At 60.7% G+C, this 16,125-nt stretch carries 11 protein-coding genes; 5 read left to right on the top strand and 6 right to left on the bottom strand.

What is annotated here, in order from left to right:
• Nucleotides 1–17 precede the first annotated feature (17 nt).
• From BUC36_RS12585 to BUC36_RS12565, 5 genes are all read left to right on the top strand, one after another.
• Complete coding sequence (locus BUC36_RS12585) at nt 18–983, top strand: sugar kinase (protein ID WP_327049693.1); 966 nt, start codon at nt 18–20, stop codon at nt 981–983.
• A 135-nt stretch (nt 984–1,118) separates the two neighbouring features.
• Nucleotides 1,119–2,099 (top strand): TRAP transporter substrate-binding protein, encoded by a 981-nt coding sequence (locus BUC36_RS12580; RefSeq protein ID WP_073276145.1) that lies wholly within the window; start codon nt 1,119–1,121, stop codon nt 2,097–2,099.
• An 86-nt stretch (nt 2,100–2,185) separates the two neighbouring features.
• Entirely contained in the window at nt 2,186–2,707 is a 522-nt protein-coding gene (locus BUC36_RS12575) for a TRAP transporter small permease (RefSeq protein WP_073276143.1), read from the top strand.
• 10 nt (nt 2,708–2,717) lie between these two features.
• Nucleotides 2,718–4,019 (top strand): TRAP transporter large permease, encoded by a 1,302-nt coding sequence (locus tag BUC36_RS12570; RefSeq protein WP_073275690.1) that lies wholly within the window; start codon nt 2,718–2,720, stop codon nt 4,017–4,019.
• A gap of 63 nt (nt 4,020–4,082) precedes the next feature.
• Nucleotides 4,083–5,294, top strand: a complete 1,212-nt coding sequence (locus BUC36_RS12565) for a PQQ-dependent sugar dehydrogenase (RefSeq protein WP_073275688.1) — start codon at nt 4,083–4,085, stop codon at nt 5,292–5,294.
• A gap of 66 nt (nt 5,295–5,360) precedes the next feature.
• On the opposite strand, the gene BUC36_RS12560 is transcribed toward BUC36_RS12565, so the two are convergent.
• The 6 genes from BUC36_RS12560 to BUC36_RS12535 form a co-directional block, all read right to left on the bottom strand.
• Nucleotides 5,361–6,317, bottom strand: coding sequence for an alpha/beta hydrolase (locus BUC36_RS12560; protein ID WP_084535991.1), 957 nt, complete (start codon nt 6,315–6,317; stop codon nt 5,361–5,363).
• Nucleotides 6,314–7,462 carry a pectinesterase family protein gene (locus tag BUC36_RS12555; protein WP_073275686.1) on the bottom strand — a complete coding sequence of 383 codons (1,149 nt, stop codon included), beginning with the start codon at nt 7,460–7,462 and terminating at the stop codon, nt 6,314–6,316. The genes BUC36_RS12560 and BUC36_RS12555 overlap by 4 nt, the downstream gene beginning before the upstream one ends.
• A gap of 45 nt (nt 7,463–7,507) precedes the next feature.
• Nucleotides 7,508–8,263 carry a rhamnogalacturonan acetylesterase gene (locus tag BUC36_RS12550; protein ID WP_073275684.1) on the bottom strand — a complete coding sequence of 252 codons (756 nt, stop codon included), beginning with the start codon at nt 8,261–8,263 and terminating at the stop codon, nt 7,508–7,510.
• 86 nt (nt 8,264–8,349) lie between these two features.
• On the bottom strand, nt 8,350–9,966 hold the full coding sequence (locus BUC36_RS12545; protein ID WP_234994984.1) for a pectate lyase family protein: 1,617 nt from the start codon (nt 9,964–9,966) through the stop codon (nt 8,350–8,352).
• A gap of 137 nt (nt 9,967–10,103) precedes the next feature.
• A complete protein-coding gene (locus BUC36_RS12540) occupies nt 10,104–13,100 on the bottom strand; it encodes a TonB-dependent receptor (RefSeq protein ID WP_073275680.1) in 2,997 nt (998 codons plus the stop codon).
• 91 nt (nt 13,101–13,191) lie between these two features.
• Entirely contained in the window at nt 13,192–15,882 is a 2,691-nt protein-coding gene (locus BUC36_RS12535; protein ID WP_073275678.1) for a fibronectin type III domain-containing protein, read from the bottom strand.
• Nucleotides 15,883–16,125: the final 243 nt, after the last annotated feature.

The following is a 16,125-nucleotide window of genomic DNA, read 5'->3' as shown; positions in this document are numbered from 1 at the left end:
GGAACAAGGAGAAAATCGTGAAGATAGCCGCTGTGGGGGAAGTAATGGTGGAGCTGGCTCCGCAGAAGGTGCAGAGCGGAGGAGCGACGCTGATGGCGCAGTCCTTCGCCGGCGACACCTACAACACGGCGGTCTATATGGCGCGGAACGGTGTCGAGGTCGGCTATGTCACCCTGCTGGGCGACGATCTCTTCAGCGAGCAGATGCTGGAGCAGATGCGCTTGGAGGGCATCGATACCTCGGCTATCGTTCGGCGGCCCGGTCGCTGTCCCGGTCTCTACGCCATTCAGAACAGCGCCGACGGCGAGCGCCAGTTCACATACTGGCGCGGTGAGTCGCCCGCGCGGGAACTGTTCGCCGAGGCGGATGCGCGCGCGCCGCTGCAGTCGTACCTGCAGGGCATGGATTACCTCTATCTCTCCGGTATCACGGCGGCTATCATGGCTCCGCAAGCGCGTGAGCACTTACTAGCATTCCTCGCCGAGTTCCGCCGGGGTGGTGGCCGCGTCGCCTTCGACAGCAATTACCGGCCACGCCTGTGGCATTCCCGCGATGAGGCGCGCCAGGTCGTCGCCGCCTTCCTGGAGCAGACGGACATAGCCCTGCTGACCTTCGAGGATGAACAGGCGCTGTGGGGTGATCGCAACGCTGGCCGTTGTCTCGAGCGCAACGGCCGCTACCGGCTGGCGGAGCTGGTACTGAAGCGCGGCGCCGATTCGGTGTTGCTGCACTACGACGGCGAGCTCAGCGCCATTGCCGTGCCCCCGGTGTCGGAGATTGTCGATACCACTGGTGCCGGCGACGCTTTCAATGCCGGCTATCTGGCAGCGCGCCTGCAGGGCGAGGAGCCGGAATCCGCCGTCAGTGCCGGAAACCGCTGCGCGGCAGCGGTCATCCGCCACCGCGGCGCAATCATTCCGGCCGCCCAGTACGCCTGCGGTGTTTCCAGTGGCGGGCAACCTGCGCGATTGGTGCGCGCCTGAAGCGGTCCTGTTGCGGCGTTGCAGTGCGAGGCACCCGCCTATAGAATGGTATGACCAATTTGGTCTGCCGAATAGCCGGAAAAGGCTTCCGGCTCTACCTGTAGCAATAAGAATAGAGAGCAGGTGCACGAGATGATGAAGAGAGCTCTGCCACTCAGGGTGGCGGTAATGGCGCTGCTGCTGTTGGTCGGCAGCTGTGGATTCGAGCAGTCGCAGACGGTGCTGAAGCTGGCACACACCCTCGACCAGCAGCATTCCGTACACCGCGCGATGGAATTTATGGACCAGCGCCTGCGCGAACTGTCCGGCGACAGTATGCGTATTGATATCTATCCCGGCGGCCAGCTGGGTAGCGAGCGCGAGCTGATCGAGCTGTTGCAGATCGGCAGCCTGGCGATGACCAAGGTCTCCGCCAGTCCAATGGAGGGCTTCGTGCCCGAACTCAAAATCTTCAACCTGCCTTACGTGTTCCGCGATTCCGATCACTTCTGGAAAGTGCTGCAGAGCGATATCGGCCGCGAATTGCTGGTGGCCGGCGAGCGCGCGCGCCTGCGCGGCCTCGGTTACTTCGATGCCGGCAGCCGCAGTTTCTACGCCAACGACAAACCCATTCACACGCCGGCGGACCTGAACGGCCTGAAAATTCGTGTGCAGAACAGCCAGACCGCCATCAAGATGGTCAACACCCTCGGCGGCGCGGCGACGCCGGTGAGCTGGGGCGAACTGTACACGGCGCTGCAGCAGGGCGTCGTCAACGGAGCGGAAAACAATCCGCCCAGTTTCTACCTGTCCAAGCACTACGAAGTCTCCAAGTATTACACGCTGGACGAGCACACCTATGTGCCGGACATGCTGCTGATCAGTTCCGAAATCTGGAAAAAGCTCAACCCCGAGCAACAGGCCTGGCTGCAGCTAGCGGTGGACGAGGCCGTCGCCTACCAGCGCACATTGTGGCAGGAGTCCACGCGTGAATCCCTCGCCGCCGTCGAGGCAGCAGGGGTGCAGGTGATCTACCCGGACAAGCAACCGTTTATCGATGCGGTGCAGCCTCTGCACGCGAGTTACGAAGGCACTGAAGTCGGCGCACTGCTGGCGCAAATTGCCGAGATCCAATAACTAAAAAATTCTTTGCGGAGTCAGCCGATAGCGGCCTCCGCACAGCGACTACCGAATAAATATAAAAAGGTAACGCAGCGATGATCATGAAACGAATCGACCGGCTGTTGGAGCAGGTGCTCGGCGGTCTGCTGGCGCTGATGGTGCTGGATGTCACCTGGCAGATACTGACGCGCTTCCTGCCGATGAGCCCGAGTTCCTATACCGAGGAACTGGCCCGCTACCTGCTGGTGTGGATCGGCATTCTCGGTGCGGCCTATGCCTATCGCAAGAAATCCCATCTCGGCATCGACCTGCTGACCAACGCGTTGCCGGAAGGTCTGCGCCGTAAAGTGCAGCTACTGACCATCTCCATGTGCTTCGTGTTTGCCGCCGCCACAATGGTGTTTGGCGGTATACAGCTGGTCATGCTCACCTTCGAACTGAATCAGCTCTCCGCCGCACTGAGTATCCCGATGGGCTATGTGTACAGCGTTATTCCGCTGTCCGGCACGCTGATCTGCCTGTTCAGTGCGGATCAACTGGTTCAGGTTCTGAGCGGAAAAAGTGCGGCCATCGACGACAGCCCGCAGTCCACAGAAATGGCGTCAGCCCAGGGTCAGGTGTAAGGAGATCAATATGGAAATTTCTGTCGCCGTACTGCTGATCAGTTTCCTGATCCTGCTCGCACTGCACGTACCCATTTCCATCAGTATCGGCATCGCCACGCTGCTGACCATGCTGGTCACCATCGATCCGCTGCCCGCGCTGATTACCATGGCCCAGCGTATGGCCACCGGCATCGACAGTTTTGCGCTGCTGGCGATTCCGTTTTTTATCCTGTCCGGCATGCTGATGGGCAGCGGCGGCATCGCCCGGCGTATTATCGCCTTCGCGCGGGTACTGGTCGGCATGCTGCCGGGCGGGCTGGCGTTTGTGAATATCATCAGCTGTACCCTGTTCGGCTCCATCTCCGGTTCCGCGGTTGCGGCCACCTCGGCCATCGGTGGTTTTATGATTCCGTCGATGAACAAGGAGGGTTACGACAAGAATTTCAATACCGCGGTAACTGTCGCCTCGTCGACCACCGGCCTGCTGATTCCGCCCAGCAATATCCTGATCGTCTTCTCGCTCGCCAGCGGTGGTGTATCCATCGCCGCGCTGTTTATTGCCGGTTACCTGCCCGGGCTGATCCTGGCGCTCGGGCTGATGATGGTGTGCGGCATCTGGGCCAAGGCCAAGGGTTACCCGGTCGGTGCAGTGACACCCTGGCGCGAGGCCGTGCAGAAAACCCTGGATGCGATACCGAGCCTGTTCCTGGTGGTGCTGGTGATCGGCGGCATTATCAGTGGCTTCTTTACAGCAACAGAGGCGAGCGCTATCGCGGTGCTCTACTCGCTGCTGCTGTCGGTAGTCGTGTATCGCGAAGTCAGGGTTAATCAGCTGCCGGGCATTCTGGTCAAGTCCGTGGAAACCACCGCGATCGTGATGTTCCTGATCGCCGCGTCATCGGCCATGTCCTGGATCCTGTCCTACGAAAATATTCCGCAGACCATCAGCCAGGCACTGATCACCATCAGTGACAACCCGCTGCTGATCCTGTTGACCATCAACCTGATCCTGCTGGCCGTCGGCGCCTTTATGGACATGACGCCGGCGGTGCTGATCTTCACACCGATTTTCCTGCCGGTGGTGACCGAGCTGGGCATGTCGCCGCTGCAGTTCGGTATCGTGATGATCCTGAACCTGTGTATTGGCCTGTGTACCCCGCCGGTGGGCAGCGTGCTGTTTGTCGGTGCCAGCATTTCCAAGACATCCATCACCAGCCTGATTCGGCCGCTGCTGCCGATGTACGCGATGATGTTCCTGGTGCTGATCCTGGTGACCTATGTCCCGGCAATCAGCGAGTACCTGCCGCGCGCGCTGGGTCTGATCGACTAGATGCATTGGCAAGAACGGTCTGAGCGGTTAGGGTGGCGTTCAGAAAATTGAAGAGGACCGTTCATGCGTTTTCAGAATTTGATCGCCGCCGCTGTGTTTTCTCTTTCCGCGACAGCGCAGGCGGAAATCCGTGTGCCGGAGGGCTTTGCCGTTTCGCTGCTCGCCGATGAATTGGGGGCCACGCGCCATCTCGCCGTGTCCGATAGCGGCGTCGTCTACGCGTCGCTGATGCGGCCGGTGCAGGGGCACGGCCTGGTGGCACTGGTGGACAGCGACGGTGATGGCGCCGCCGACCAGCGCCACTACTTCGGCGAGGGTTCCGGCACCGGCCTGGCGATCCACAACGGCTACCTCTATTTCAGTTCCGATACTGAGGTAAAGCGTTACCGTTTGGGAGACGCACCGGTACCCACTTCTGCCCCGGAGACTATCGTTTCCGGTTTCGCCCCCCAGTCCCAGCATGCCACTAAGCCGATGACCTTTGACGGCAAGGGCAATATGTATGTCACCGTAGGTGCGCCGTCCAATGCCTGTCAGGAGAAACCGCGCACGCCCGGCAGCCCGGGACTGAACCCCTGTCCGCAGCTCGAATCGCAATCCGGCATCTGGCGTTTTGCCGCCGACAAACCGGGCCAGCGCCACGGTGTCGATGGCGAGCGCTATGCGACGGGTATCCGCAACGGGCTGGCCATGGACTGGAATCACAGCGCCGGCGCGCTGTATTTCGCCAGCCACGGTCGCGATCAGCTGTCCCAGCTGTACCCCAAGTACTTCAACGATGCGAAAAATGCGGAGCTGCCGGCGGAGGAATTCCACCGCGCGGTACCCGGCGGCGACTACGGCTGGCCGTTCACCTACTGGGATCCGATGGCGAACGCGCGCATGCTCGCACCGGAATACGGCGGCGATGGCAGCAAGCGCGCCGACGCCGGCAAGTATCGGGATCCATTGATTGGATTCCCCGCCCACTGGGCGCCCAACGATCTGATCTTCTACACCAGCGACCGCTTCCCCGAGCGCTACCGCGACGGTGCCTTCCTCGCCTTCCACGGCTCCTGGAATCGCGCGCCGCTGCCGCAGGCCGGCTTCAACGTGGTGTTCGTGCCGATGAACGGCAAAGGTGAAGTGAGCGGGAAGTGGTCCGTTTTCGCCGACGGCTTCCACGGCAAAGATTCCAACAACCGTCCCACCGGGCTGGCCCAGGGGCCGGACGGCGCTCTCTATATCGCCGACGACCGCAACGGACATATCTGGAAAGTCACCTACGAAGGGTGATCTGCCTTAGCGGCTACGCGAATCTGCCCGCGCCGATCGTGCCGACGGCGCAGGCAGTCGATTTCTTTAAAGCAGTTTCTTCTGCAAAAACAGCGCCGTCCTCTCCAGCGTCTCCTCGAACCAGGGGTGCACCAGCCAGAATGGGTGCGGTGTGTCCGCGAGCGTGACACGCTGCGCGTCGATACCCAGCGCCAGCAAGCGCGCCTGCATTTCCTCGCGTCCCGGCAGTATCGGCGTCGGCGCGGTACTGTTGATAAACAGCGTAGGGGCGCTCTCGGCACCGAGATAGTAGAGCGGCGACGCTGCATACCAGGTCTCGCGGCGCTCGGCATAAGCGCCGCCGAGAAAGCGGCTCGGGGCGCCCTCGCGCCGACGTTCCTGTTCGATAATCCGTGCATCGGTAAAGCTGACGGCACCGTCGATATCCACAACAGCCTGCACCGCGCTGGAAAGCGAGAGGTTCTCTCCGTCACCTTCGAGTTGTGCTATGCCGTTACTGGCGCCGAGCAGTGCCGCCAGGTGGCCGCCGGCAGATCCGCCGACGGCGGCAATGCGCTGCGGATCTATCCCATAGGCCGCGTCATTGGCACGCAGCCAGCGCACAGCGGCTTTCAAATCGTGGACCGCTGCAGGGAAGCGCCCGCTTGGCCCGAGGCGGTAACTGACCGGCACCGCGACAAATCCCCGAGCGGCCAGTCGTTTGGCGAAGGGACGCTCCATATGGCGGTGACCGGTTTCCCAGCCGCCGCCGTGAATGATCAATACTGCCGGCAGTCGATCCGTGCCGCGCGGGCGGTAGATATCCAGCTCTAGGGGCTCTTCCGCCGATTGCCGGTAGCGCAGGTTTTCATATGCGACCACATTGTCCGGCAGGCGATCGTCCACCCGCGCCAGCCCCGGATACTTGCCATCGAGCTTTTGCAGGACGTTGTCGATGGTAAAGGGCGCGGCGTGCGCTTGCAGGCAGCCGAGCAGGCCGAGTAAGGCGACGCCACTCGATAGCGACTTACGTATCTGCATCATTCATTACCTGGGCCCAGCGGCTTGCCGGCGATCTCGTGGAAAAATACCGGTTTCCAATCGCCGAGGATACTGGTGCGCGTGTACTGTTGGGCTTGCCGCCTGTTCAGCTGGCGACGTTTACTGTTCCTGGCTGTCCCGGGGCCGCGGCTGCGGTACTCGAAGAACCTTGCTGACTCCGGCTCAAACACCGTGCTTTTGCTGCCGTCGCGGCTGGTGCCGCGCATCGACGCCCAGCCGTCGCTGGCGATATGGTCGTCCATATAGGTGTCGATAAATACACTCGCACCTATCGCGGCGGGGTCCGCGTACCGGCCGTCGGCGAAGTCGGTGGTCGGATGCCAGGGGCGGCCAAGCGGCACTGAATTCTGCGGCACGCCGTCTTCCTTCAACAGCCGGCACTTGAGAAAAACCAGTCCGTAATCGTTGCCGATATCGGTGCTGGGCGCGGTGATATAGCCGCTAGGCATTACAGTTTTGCCGCGCGGCCGGCTGACGATAACGCTGTGCTCGAACAGCGCGCGCCCGGCACCAAAGATAAAGTCCACATTGCCCTCGATCACGCTGTCGAGGATATAGCTGCGGCCGGCGTTTACGTACAGCGTGTCCTGATAGCCTGACAGGCGCACATTGCGCAGGGCCGTGCGATCGCTGTCGCCGTCAATCGCCAGCGCCACCGCCTGGGTGCCGCGAACCTTTTGCGGGTCATCGCCACTGCGCGCGTCATTGGCGAGAAAATCGAAGCTGTTCTCGATTGTCAGGTTTTCTGCGCGAAAGTCCGCCGCGTTTACCGTGACAGTGGCGGAGCGGAATGTGCCCCAGGTCTCCTGCGACCCCGGCATAGGCTGGCCGGCGTAGGCGTCGAACGTTAAGCGAGTGGCGTCTGTCGATTCGCCGATCAGGGTGATGTTCGGCTTGTCCACGGTGAGCTTCTCGCGGTAATGCCCGGCACGGATAAAGATGATGTGCGGTTCTTTGCCATCGTTTGGCGCCGCCTGCAGGGCCGCCGCGATGGTGTCGTAGACATTCACGCCGGCGTCGGTATTTGCCGTAGCTTGCTGTTCCACCACCGCGTGGTAGCTGCTGGCGAGCGCCCTGCTGCCGATGACTATGGCCAGCGCCGCTGTCAGTAAAACTCTGTAGCGCATATCAGTCGATACTTTTCCGTTCGTCTTTTCTTCCGCAGTTGCGAGTCAGCGATAGCTGAAACCCAGGTGCTTCGGATCCGGATGCCGCAACCGGTCGGCAAGCGGGTGGTCCATTTTCTTGAGTTCCCGGAGTAGCAGCTGGGCGACTTCGCGGGCGCCCAGTTGATTCAGGTGCGTGTCGTCGCTTACCCCGTTTGGATAGTTGGGGTGTGTATCCGGCGGAATATGCATAAAGCGCAGCGCGGAGTCCCTGTCGCCCAGCGCCTGGAAATACTCGCGGGTAATGGCTTCCATATCGATAAAGTCGACCTTTTCAGTGCGGGCCACTTCGCGGGCGAGCGGTGCGTAGGGGTGCGTATGCCTGATTCCGCCGTGCCCGTTGAAATAGCGACGCGTGATCGACGTGAGCAGCAGCGGCAGGCCGCCGCGGGCGCGGGTCTCGCGAATAAATCGCACCAGATTGGCCCGGTACTCGGCGGGCGTCGTATAGCGGTCGGCTTTCTTCTCCGACTCGTCATTGTGGCCGAACTGGATAATGACCACGTCGCCCGGCTGCAGGTCGTCAATGATGCCATCCCACAGGCCCTCTTCAATAAAGGTGCGGGTACTGCGTCCATTTTTGGCCCTGTTCTCAACTCGCACACTATCATCGAAGAAATATTGGAAGGGCACTCCCCAGCCGGTTTCCGGATAGTCCTTCACATCCTTCATGGACATGGTCGAGTCGCCGGCCATGAAGACAGTTTCTGCATTTGCCGCCGCGGAGAGAAGCAGCGGCAGTGCGTAGATGAGTTTTTTCATTTCTTCGTATCTCTAAAGTGTCCTAAGGTGTCTCTAAAGAGTCTCAAAAGTATCTCGGTCGACACACCCACTTCGGCCAGTTGCCGCTACTGGCAGGAGACCTTGCCGAGATCCAGCACGTAGGCCTGATTATTAGCCAGCGGCGAGTTGAACGGCATTTCGCCGTACTTGCCGGCAGTCGCGCTGATATAGTCCGCCAGTTGCTGGCCAGCCGCGACTCTCTCGGCGGCGATCTTATCCCGTGATTCCTGCGAGTAATCCGCCGCGAGGTCAGCCACTACTCCGCTGGCCGCGTTGATGTCGCGGAAGTCGGCGGCATCCAGGTCGCAGGCCGCGTCTGCCATCCAGATGCGCGAGCCCTCGGCACGGAAGTTGCCGCCGCTGATGTCGGTCACGAGGTTGGATTGCAGGTAGTCGAGCGAGTCAGCGCTGATGTCTTTATTGACCAGGAACATATTGTCCTGCCACAAGACACTGGCGCCGACGCGGACGCTGAGCACTTCCCGGCGGTAATTCATAAACAGGTTGTTGAACATATGCGAACTGCCGCGGCGAAGCAGCGGTACCCGCCGCCCACCGCTACCAAATGTATCGTAAAGATCATCGCGGGTGACGAAGGCGTTGTGGTGCATGGTCGTGCGGATATCGGCATTCTCGGTGCGATCGTCGCTGGAGCCGTGCAGGCTCGCGCGCTTCACGTCCATCAGTCGGTTGAAGGACATGGTCAGGTGGTGGGTGCCGCGCTTGACGTCGAAGGCGGAATCGCCAGTGAGATCAAAGGTGTTCTTGTGAATCCAGATATCCTGTGAGCCGCCGGTAGCGCGGATCATATCCGGATCGAGATCGTGGTCTTCGGTGTGGCCGGCCCCGCGGAAATCCAGGTGGGTGAGGATCACATTGTCGGAGCCGTTGCTGTCGGTACCTATCGAGAAACCGTTGAAGCGGAAATAGGCCTTACTGAAGCGGCCATCGATGGTTTTGTTGGTGCCGATCACCGGGTTGCGGATCGGCAGAGCGCCATCGTTCAGGCGGTTGTTAAAGAATTCCGTCAGGCAGGCGCTCTCCGCGCCAAAACCGTTATCGGTGCACCACTGGTGGTAGTCGACGCACTGCGCCTCGGTGCCGCCGATGGCGTTCTGTACCGACGCCTGATCACAATAGTCGCGATACAGGGCGACTTCGGTTTCCTCGGCAAAATCAAACTTGTCGAACACTATCCAGTTGTGCCCGTCGCCGCCGATGGCTTCCAGGATCTGCTGCTCGATGGACTTACCGCCGTCTTTAGTAATAACGGTCAGCTTGCTTTCGCCATCGGGATCGTAGCCGCCGAGTGCCTGCTCGCCGTAACCGACGGCGCGGCCCAGGGATTGCGACAGGCATTCGACAATTTCCTGATCGGTAGCCAGCTCCGCTGAATCGCGCCAGTTGACGTTTGAGTCGGTGGCCAGTGTGCGGCAGGCTTCACTGATAGTGGCGGTACCGCCGGAGGAACTGCCACCGGACGAGCTGCTGGAAGAGCCGCCGGACGATGTGCTGCCGCCGGACGAAGAGGAGCCACTGGAAGATGTGCCGCCGGACGACGAGCTGCTCGACGAGGAACCGCTGCTGGAAGTGGCGGTGTTGGCCGGCGGAATGGTGTTACCGGAACCGCCACCGCCACCACAGGCGGACAGCAGCAGGGAAAATGCACAGAGTGCAGTCAAAGAGCGGAAACGACAGGTCATCGCATGAGCCTCAAAAAATATACTGGTACCTATGCCATCCTGCCCCGGCGCGCAAAAAAAGGCCCCGCGGCGCGGGGCACAAGGCTAGGGCATGATGATGCGCATAAACTGCTGGTTTAGAAATCCACGGTCAGGCCCAGCTGGTAGCCGGGACCATACTGCTCGACATCAAACAGCATGCGTCCGCCGGAGTACTGATTGCCGACGAAGTAGTACTGCCCGACACTGTCGGTGACATTGATGGCATCCAGATACAGGCGCACGCCATCCATCAGCCTGTAAGTGGCCTTCACATCGAAGGTGACCGACTCATCCTGGTAGACGTCCGCCCAGCTCTGGCAATTCTGCGCGAAGCCGATTGCAGTATCCGCCTCCAGATCGGCCGCCGTACAGCTACCGATACGCTTCAGGATTTCACTGGTGTAATTGGCGATAAAGCGCACGGACAGATCGTCGTTCTCCCAACCCAGGGTCAGGTTGGCCGCCATGTCAGCCTGTTCCGGCAACTGAATACTGCCAGTGCGCACGGTGTCGCCGACCTTGCCGTCACTCTTCTGCACGGTGAGGTTGGACTGGATAAAGATATTGTCCAGCCAGCGCCCGACGGAATGGTCTTCCCAGCGGCCGTCGAAATACTGGCTGTAGCTCAACTCGGCACCGTACACGCTCGCGCTTTCACCATTCAGGTAGGAAGTGGCATTGGTGATGACGAGATCGGCGGGGATCTGGAACATGGTCACCTGTTCCACCGGCAGGCGGAAGGGCAGGTCGTTGATGGCGATATCCACACCGGAGGCGTCGACGATAAAGTCACTGATGTCCTTGTAGAAGAGCGCACCCTCGAGGAAGGTCTCCTCGCCATACCACGACAGGGACAGATCGAGGTTGGTGGCTTTCATCGGATCCAGTTTCGGGTTGCCGATGCGCACGGAGTTCTCCGCTGCCATCTCGAAATACTGCGCCTGGTAATCCACGTCGCCGCGGATGGAACCGATATCGTTCGGGTCCTCGTTACACTCGCCGTTAAATTCGGAGTTCGGGTCGGTATTACAGAAGATGACCCGGTCGGTGACCTCGAAGAAGGCGCGGCTCTTGCCGAAATCCGGGCGGCTGAAACTGGTCCACAGGGCGGCGCGGCCCAGCAGCTTTTCACTCAGCTCGTGACGGTAGTGCAGCGCCGGCAAGAAGTTGTTGTACTTATTGCCGGTGTTGTCCAGAGGCAGCGCGATATCGAAAGAGTCGAGCCCCTCGCCATCCTCGTTGCGGTCGTTGCGCAGCGCCATATAGCCGGTGGATTCGAACTCGGTGTTCTCATAGCGCGCACCGGCGATCAGGGTGGCATCATCCAGCACCTGGAACTCCGCCATCAGGTAGGCGGCGGACGTGTCTTCGCTCAGTTCGTAGTCCAGCCTGGTGGATTCAACCTCGCGCTCAAGCGCATCGTAGTTATCACCGATGGCGCGGGTGGCGGCGATCAGGCGCTCCGCTTCGCGCTGGGTGATAAAGGCGTGGTCGAAGTTGCCGTTTTCGGGGACATAGTTTTCGAAATCGCCGAGGCGGGCGCCGGCCAGATCCTGACACAACTGGTCGCCATCACAGCCGGCGACGCTGCGGTCGAAGGGCACCACGCTGGCGCGGTTCTTGTCGTTGCTGCGCTCGCGCTGTTGCAGCTTGATGCCGCCCTTCACGTAGTTCAGCGGGCCGCCCTGGTCCCAGTCCTTGCGCAGGTTCAGTGACAACTGGTCCACCGCGTCTTTCCGCAGGTTTTCCTCGAGGAAGAGGTTGTCATAGATCAGGTTGGGTTGGGCGGCGCTGCCGTATTGGTAGCCGTTGGCCCCGGAAATGGCACCGCTGCCGATACTGCCGGTCTCCGCCAGTTCCGCGAGCTGCGGACCGGAGATGATCTGGCCATTTACGAAGTCGTCGCCGGACTGGCCCAGCGCGTTCAGCTCGCGCAGGCGGAACTGCACGCGGCGGCCGTCCGGCTTCTCATTTTCGCTGCGGGACGTCACCAGCTCGTAATCGACCTCCCAGCCCTGGCCGAAGCGATTCTCACCGCCCAGCGCCAGGGTGTTGGTGGTTACTTCCGACTCCTGGATAAAATACTGCTGCTGCAGGTCCACGCCGCCGCCGCCGAACACATTGCTGCCCGGATCCAGGAAGGACACATCGTCCGAGTCGCTGTAATTGAAGCGGTAGTATTCGCGCAAGGCGATATCTTCGTCGGAGTAGCTGGTGTGGTTGAATTTCAGGTGGTAGCGGCTGTTGTCGCTGGGCTGATACTCCAGATTGAGCAGTGCGGCGAAACGTTCGCGCTCGGCGTTTTCCTGCCGGGTCTCAAACTCCCACGGGATCAGCATGACCTGATCGTCGACGGTGACGTAGCTCGGCAGTGTGTCGGCGTGGTGGCGGGTTTCGTAGCCCTGCGTTACCCGCTTCTCCCAGGACGCGGTGTAGGCGACGCCGAGGGTATCGTTCAGGAACAGGTTGGTGCCCTGCAGCGTGAGCTTCGGAGAGTTCTCCTCGGCCTGGTCCTGGTAGTAGTTCTGCGCGCGCAACTTGACCGTATCTTTGCCGCGATCCAGGGCCGACAGGGTTTTTACGTTGATGGAGCCACCGATGGCATCCAGGTCCATATCCGGGGTCAGGGATTTGTTCACCTCGATGGACTGCAGTACGTCGGAAGGCAGGCTGTCGAGGGAGAAGGCGCGGTCTTCCAGTGTCTCATTGGTGCCGCCACCGGCGTTGGCCATGGTGCCGCCATCCATGCGCACGCTGACCATTCCCGGGCCGAGGCCGCGCAGGGAGACGAACTTGCCCTCGCCCTCGCTCTTCTGCAGGGTGATGCCGGGCATGCGCTGTAACAGTTCCGCCGCGTTCTGGTCGGAGAAATTACCGGCATCGTCCTGGGTGACGATAGAACTGAAGTTGTCTTTACTGCGTTCGGCGGCGCGCGCGTTGATGTCGGCGCTGCGCACACCCTCTACATAAACTTCCTCCAGGGTGGTGTCACTGGAGGCTTGTTCATTTTTTTGTTCCGCTTCCTGCGCGAATGCCTGCAGACTCGCTAGGGCGACTGCCAGGGGCAGAATTTTTTTGCTGTACTGTTTCACTATCTTTGTTCTCCCATCCTTAGTCAGGCGGTCGTGCCGGCTGGATAAATCCGGCCAGCAGTGTTTGGCCTGTCTAATCAGTTCTGGCTAATTAGTCCTGGGTAATGGTGATCTCGTCGAATTCGAGGGTCAGGTCATCGCCCGGAGCGCCGTAAACGCCTACATACCAGCTGCTCGGGAATCCAGTGCCTCCTTCGTCCTTGAACGAAGAGCTGTTGAGCTGTTCGAAGGCCGTGGGGAAGGCTGCGGGCGCAAAAGACCGGATTACACGTGGTGTGCCTGCCTCATCGACAACCTGGATGCGAAGGTAGTCGCCGATGGCCAGTCCGGCGCTGGAACGGGAGCGTTTCGATTCAGTGGTCGCCCCGACATCCAGCTTGTGCGCACGCGAACCGTCGAAGGCGGGTGTGGCGGTATCGCTTACCCAGTAGTCGATGGTGGCAAAGCGGCCCACATCCTGGAAGGAAGCCGCCGGGGTCACGCTTTCCATCACGGCGACCCCGAAACGATAGCTGTTATTGCTGGTTTCAAAGGGAATACCACCGGTTGTGGTCACCGACTTCAGGCGCGCCGTGAAGGTGAAATCTCCGGCAATTTCCTGATAGGCAAAGTACTTCCGCACAGAGTCCGAGCTGACACTGCCACCCGCAGCAGTAATAGTGACTTTGTCGGCTTCGTTCAGCAGTACCGAGCCGGAAGGTTCCGTGCCGCTGTCACCGCCCAGATCCAGTGCCGCGCCTGTCCAGGCCGCGCCGCCCGATGCGTAGGCGCCGAGCTCACCGATGGTGTCTGGCAGCTGGTCGATCAGTTCGGAGGGCGCCTTGGCCGCAGTCGCTGCGTCAGTGGTCCAGATGATCCAGTCCACTTCCGCCAGGTGGGCGGAGCTGGAATCCTCACCGACGCGGAACTTGTTTTCACCGCTCGAAGCCCGCCCGGTACTGGTCTCATTGATCACCGGTGTGTCATCGCCGTCGATATAGACTTTGGCCGTCAGGGTGTCGGCGTCGGTCATCGTGAAGGCGATATGGTAGATATGGAAATCGCCGTCCTGCAGTGGCGCCTCGGCTTTGACGTCCGTATCGCCGCCGTCGGTAGCGTCACTATCAGTGAATTTCTCCAGGTGGATACGGCCCTGCTCGGAACCCTGATCCGGACGCAACTGCATATTCACTCGTTTGCTCGCTTCGCCGAAATAGGTTTGTATCTCGAAGCCGCGCTGGGCCGGATCGTCAGCCTTGATGCGGGCGATAGCGGTGAAGTGCTTGGGATAACCGGCGGCAAAAATATCGGGAATCTCCCCGCGGCTCTTGAACGACGCATCTGCGGTCGTATTGAGCAGGGCGGTACCCAGCTTTTCGTCTTCGGCATTGGTTACCGCAGTGAACAGTGTCGCATCCGAACTACCGAAGTCGAATTCGGTCGCGGACGACGTGTCGTAAACCACGGAGCCGATTTCACTCGGTGATTTACAGCCATCGTAAACACTCCAGGGAGTGGCGGTATTGACCTGTGTTGTCGGTACGCAGCTGTCGCCAACCGGCGCCGGCGGTGCTTCCGGCGTTGCGGTGCCCGCTGCACTCCAGTCACTCCAGTCGACGGCATTCTTGACCCGCAGGAACACGAAATACGGTGTGTCGTTGGTCAGCATTTCCAGCGTGTGCGGAGAGCTGACATCTTCCACCGGTGTAGCCTTGGTGACTTCGTCCTCGGTGCCGTAGGCGATGTCGTATTGCAGTGCACCGACGACGCCGTTCCAGCTCACGCGGATGCTCTGGTCGCCGCCGCTCAGAGTAGGTGCTTCCGGTGTCTCAGGAGCGCTGGCCGGAGTGAAGACGTTACAGGCGGCCAGGGCGGCTTCGCCGCTCTCGCTCTGCTGCTCGATTAGCAGGTCGTCGATAATCACGGTTGCGCCGCTGTCGGCCCGCAGTTGCAGGAAGGAGCTGGCGGTGCCCACCAGCTCGGGGCGCGAGTCCACGACTTCACCGGCCACCAGGGTGTCGCCGGGAATATTCACCTGCACACGCTCGCCGGGAACCAGCAGGTTCGCGTTCACATTGAAGATGCGCGAGCCGCGGCTGCCGCCGCCGTGGTAGGAGTTGGCCTCGCTGGTCGAGTTGTTGTCTACATAGATCTGCATCAGACCGGTGCCGTCCGCCTCCTTCACGCAGAAGGAAATGCGGTAGTTCTGGCTCAGGTCCAGCTCGCCCCAGGTGCTCAGGTCGTCGGACGTGGTGGAATTGATTTTCGGGTCTGAGGCGTCGTTGTCCGGTTTGGTTTGGCCGACGGAGAAACGGGCGTTGTGAATGAGCAGGGCAGGGTTGCCGCTGTCGTTCTTCAGGCCCAGGCGCTCCGCCAGGTCGTCGATATAGCCATCACCCGCCGTGGATGCGTCGTCGAAGTAGCAGCAGGTCGGGTAATAGAAAGCGGGCCATTCGTCGCCGTTGTGAATTTCGACCGCCTTGTAGTCGGGGCTGAACAGCGCGATGTTGTCGGTGCGGTCCATATTGGCGAACTGTTCGTCGCCAAAATTCTCGCTGAGGATGGGGCCGCCGGTATCGCCGCCGGACGATCCGCCGCTGGAGGAGCCGCCGCTGGAGGAGCCACCGCTCGAGGAGCTACCACCGGAGGAGCCGCCGTCGGATACGCCGCCACCGGAGGACGAGCTGGAAGGCGGCGTGGACAGGATGTCGCCCTCGTTGTTTGAATCGGCACCGCCGCCGCCACAGGCGGTCAGGCAGCTGAGCAAGAAAAGGGAGGCCGGGGTACTGTACCAGGCATTCATGGTTGATCCTCTCTACGTCATCGCTAGTTATTGTTATCGAGCTCGAGTACCCAGAGTCTCAGGTTTGTAAACCTTGTGGTTTGGCAATCTAAGCAGATTGGTCAGCCATATTCAAGCTGCATCTTGAATTGGTAATCCTTTTTGGGTAGTGCCGGTGCAGGCTGGTAGGTAAGGCACTTCGGGGAGGTGGGCGGCAATAAAAAAGGCGCCCCGTGGGACGCCTCGCGATCCTGTGAGATCGGA

It is taken from the genome of Microbulbifer donghaiensis (assembly GCF_900129095.1).
Classification (GTDB): Bacteria; Pseudomonadota; Gammaproteobacteria; order Pseudomonadales; family Cellvibrionaceae; genus Microbulbifer; species Microbulbifer donghaiensis.
Note: the sequence above shows the minus strand (reverse complement) of the source record. Positions and strands in the feature narration are given on the sequence as shown.

What these genes read in the sequence shown, in the direction of transcription:
- BUC36_RS12580 (WP_073276145.1), top strand. Translation starts at nt 1,119, where the DNA reads ATGAAGAGAGCTCTGCCACTCAGGGTGGCGGTAATGGCGCTGCTGCTG.
- BUC36_RS12555 (WP_073275686.1), bottom strand. Translation starts at nt 7,462, where the DNA reads ATGCGCTACAGAGTTTTACTGACAGCGGCGCTGGCCATAGTCATCGGC.
- BUC36_RS12575 (WP_073276143.1), top strand. Translation starts at nt 2,186, where the DNA reads ATGAAACGAATCGACCGGCTGTTGGAGCAGGTGCTCGGCGGTCTGCTG.
- BUC36_RS12560 (WP_084535991.1), bottom strand. Translation starts at nt 6,317, where the DNA reads ATGATGCAGATACGTAAGTCGCTATCGAGTGGCGTCGCCTTACTCGGC.
- BUC36_RS12565 (WP_073275688.1), top strand. Translation starts at nt 4,083, where the DNA reads ATGCGTTTTCAGAATTTGATCGCCGCCGCTGTGTTTTCTCTTTCCGCG.
- BUC36_RS12535 (WP_073275678.1), bottom strand. Translation starts at nt 15,882, where the DNA reads ATGAATGCCTGGTACAGTACCCCGGCCTCCCTTTTCTTGCTCAGCTGC.
- BUC36_RS12550 (WP_073275684.1), bottom strand. Translation starts at nt 8,263, where the DNA reads ATGAAAAAACTCATCTACGCACTGCCGCTGCTTCTCTCCGCGGCGGCA.
- BUC36_RS12570 (WP_073275690.1), top strand. Translation starts at nt 2,718, where the DNA reads ATGGAAATTTCTGTCGCCGTACTGCTGATCAGTTTCCTGATCCTGCTC.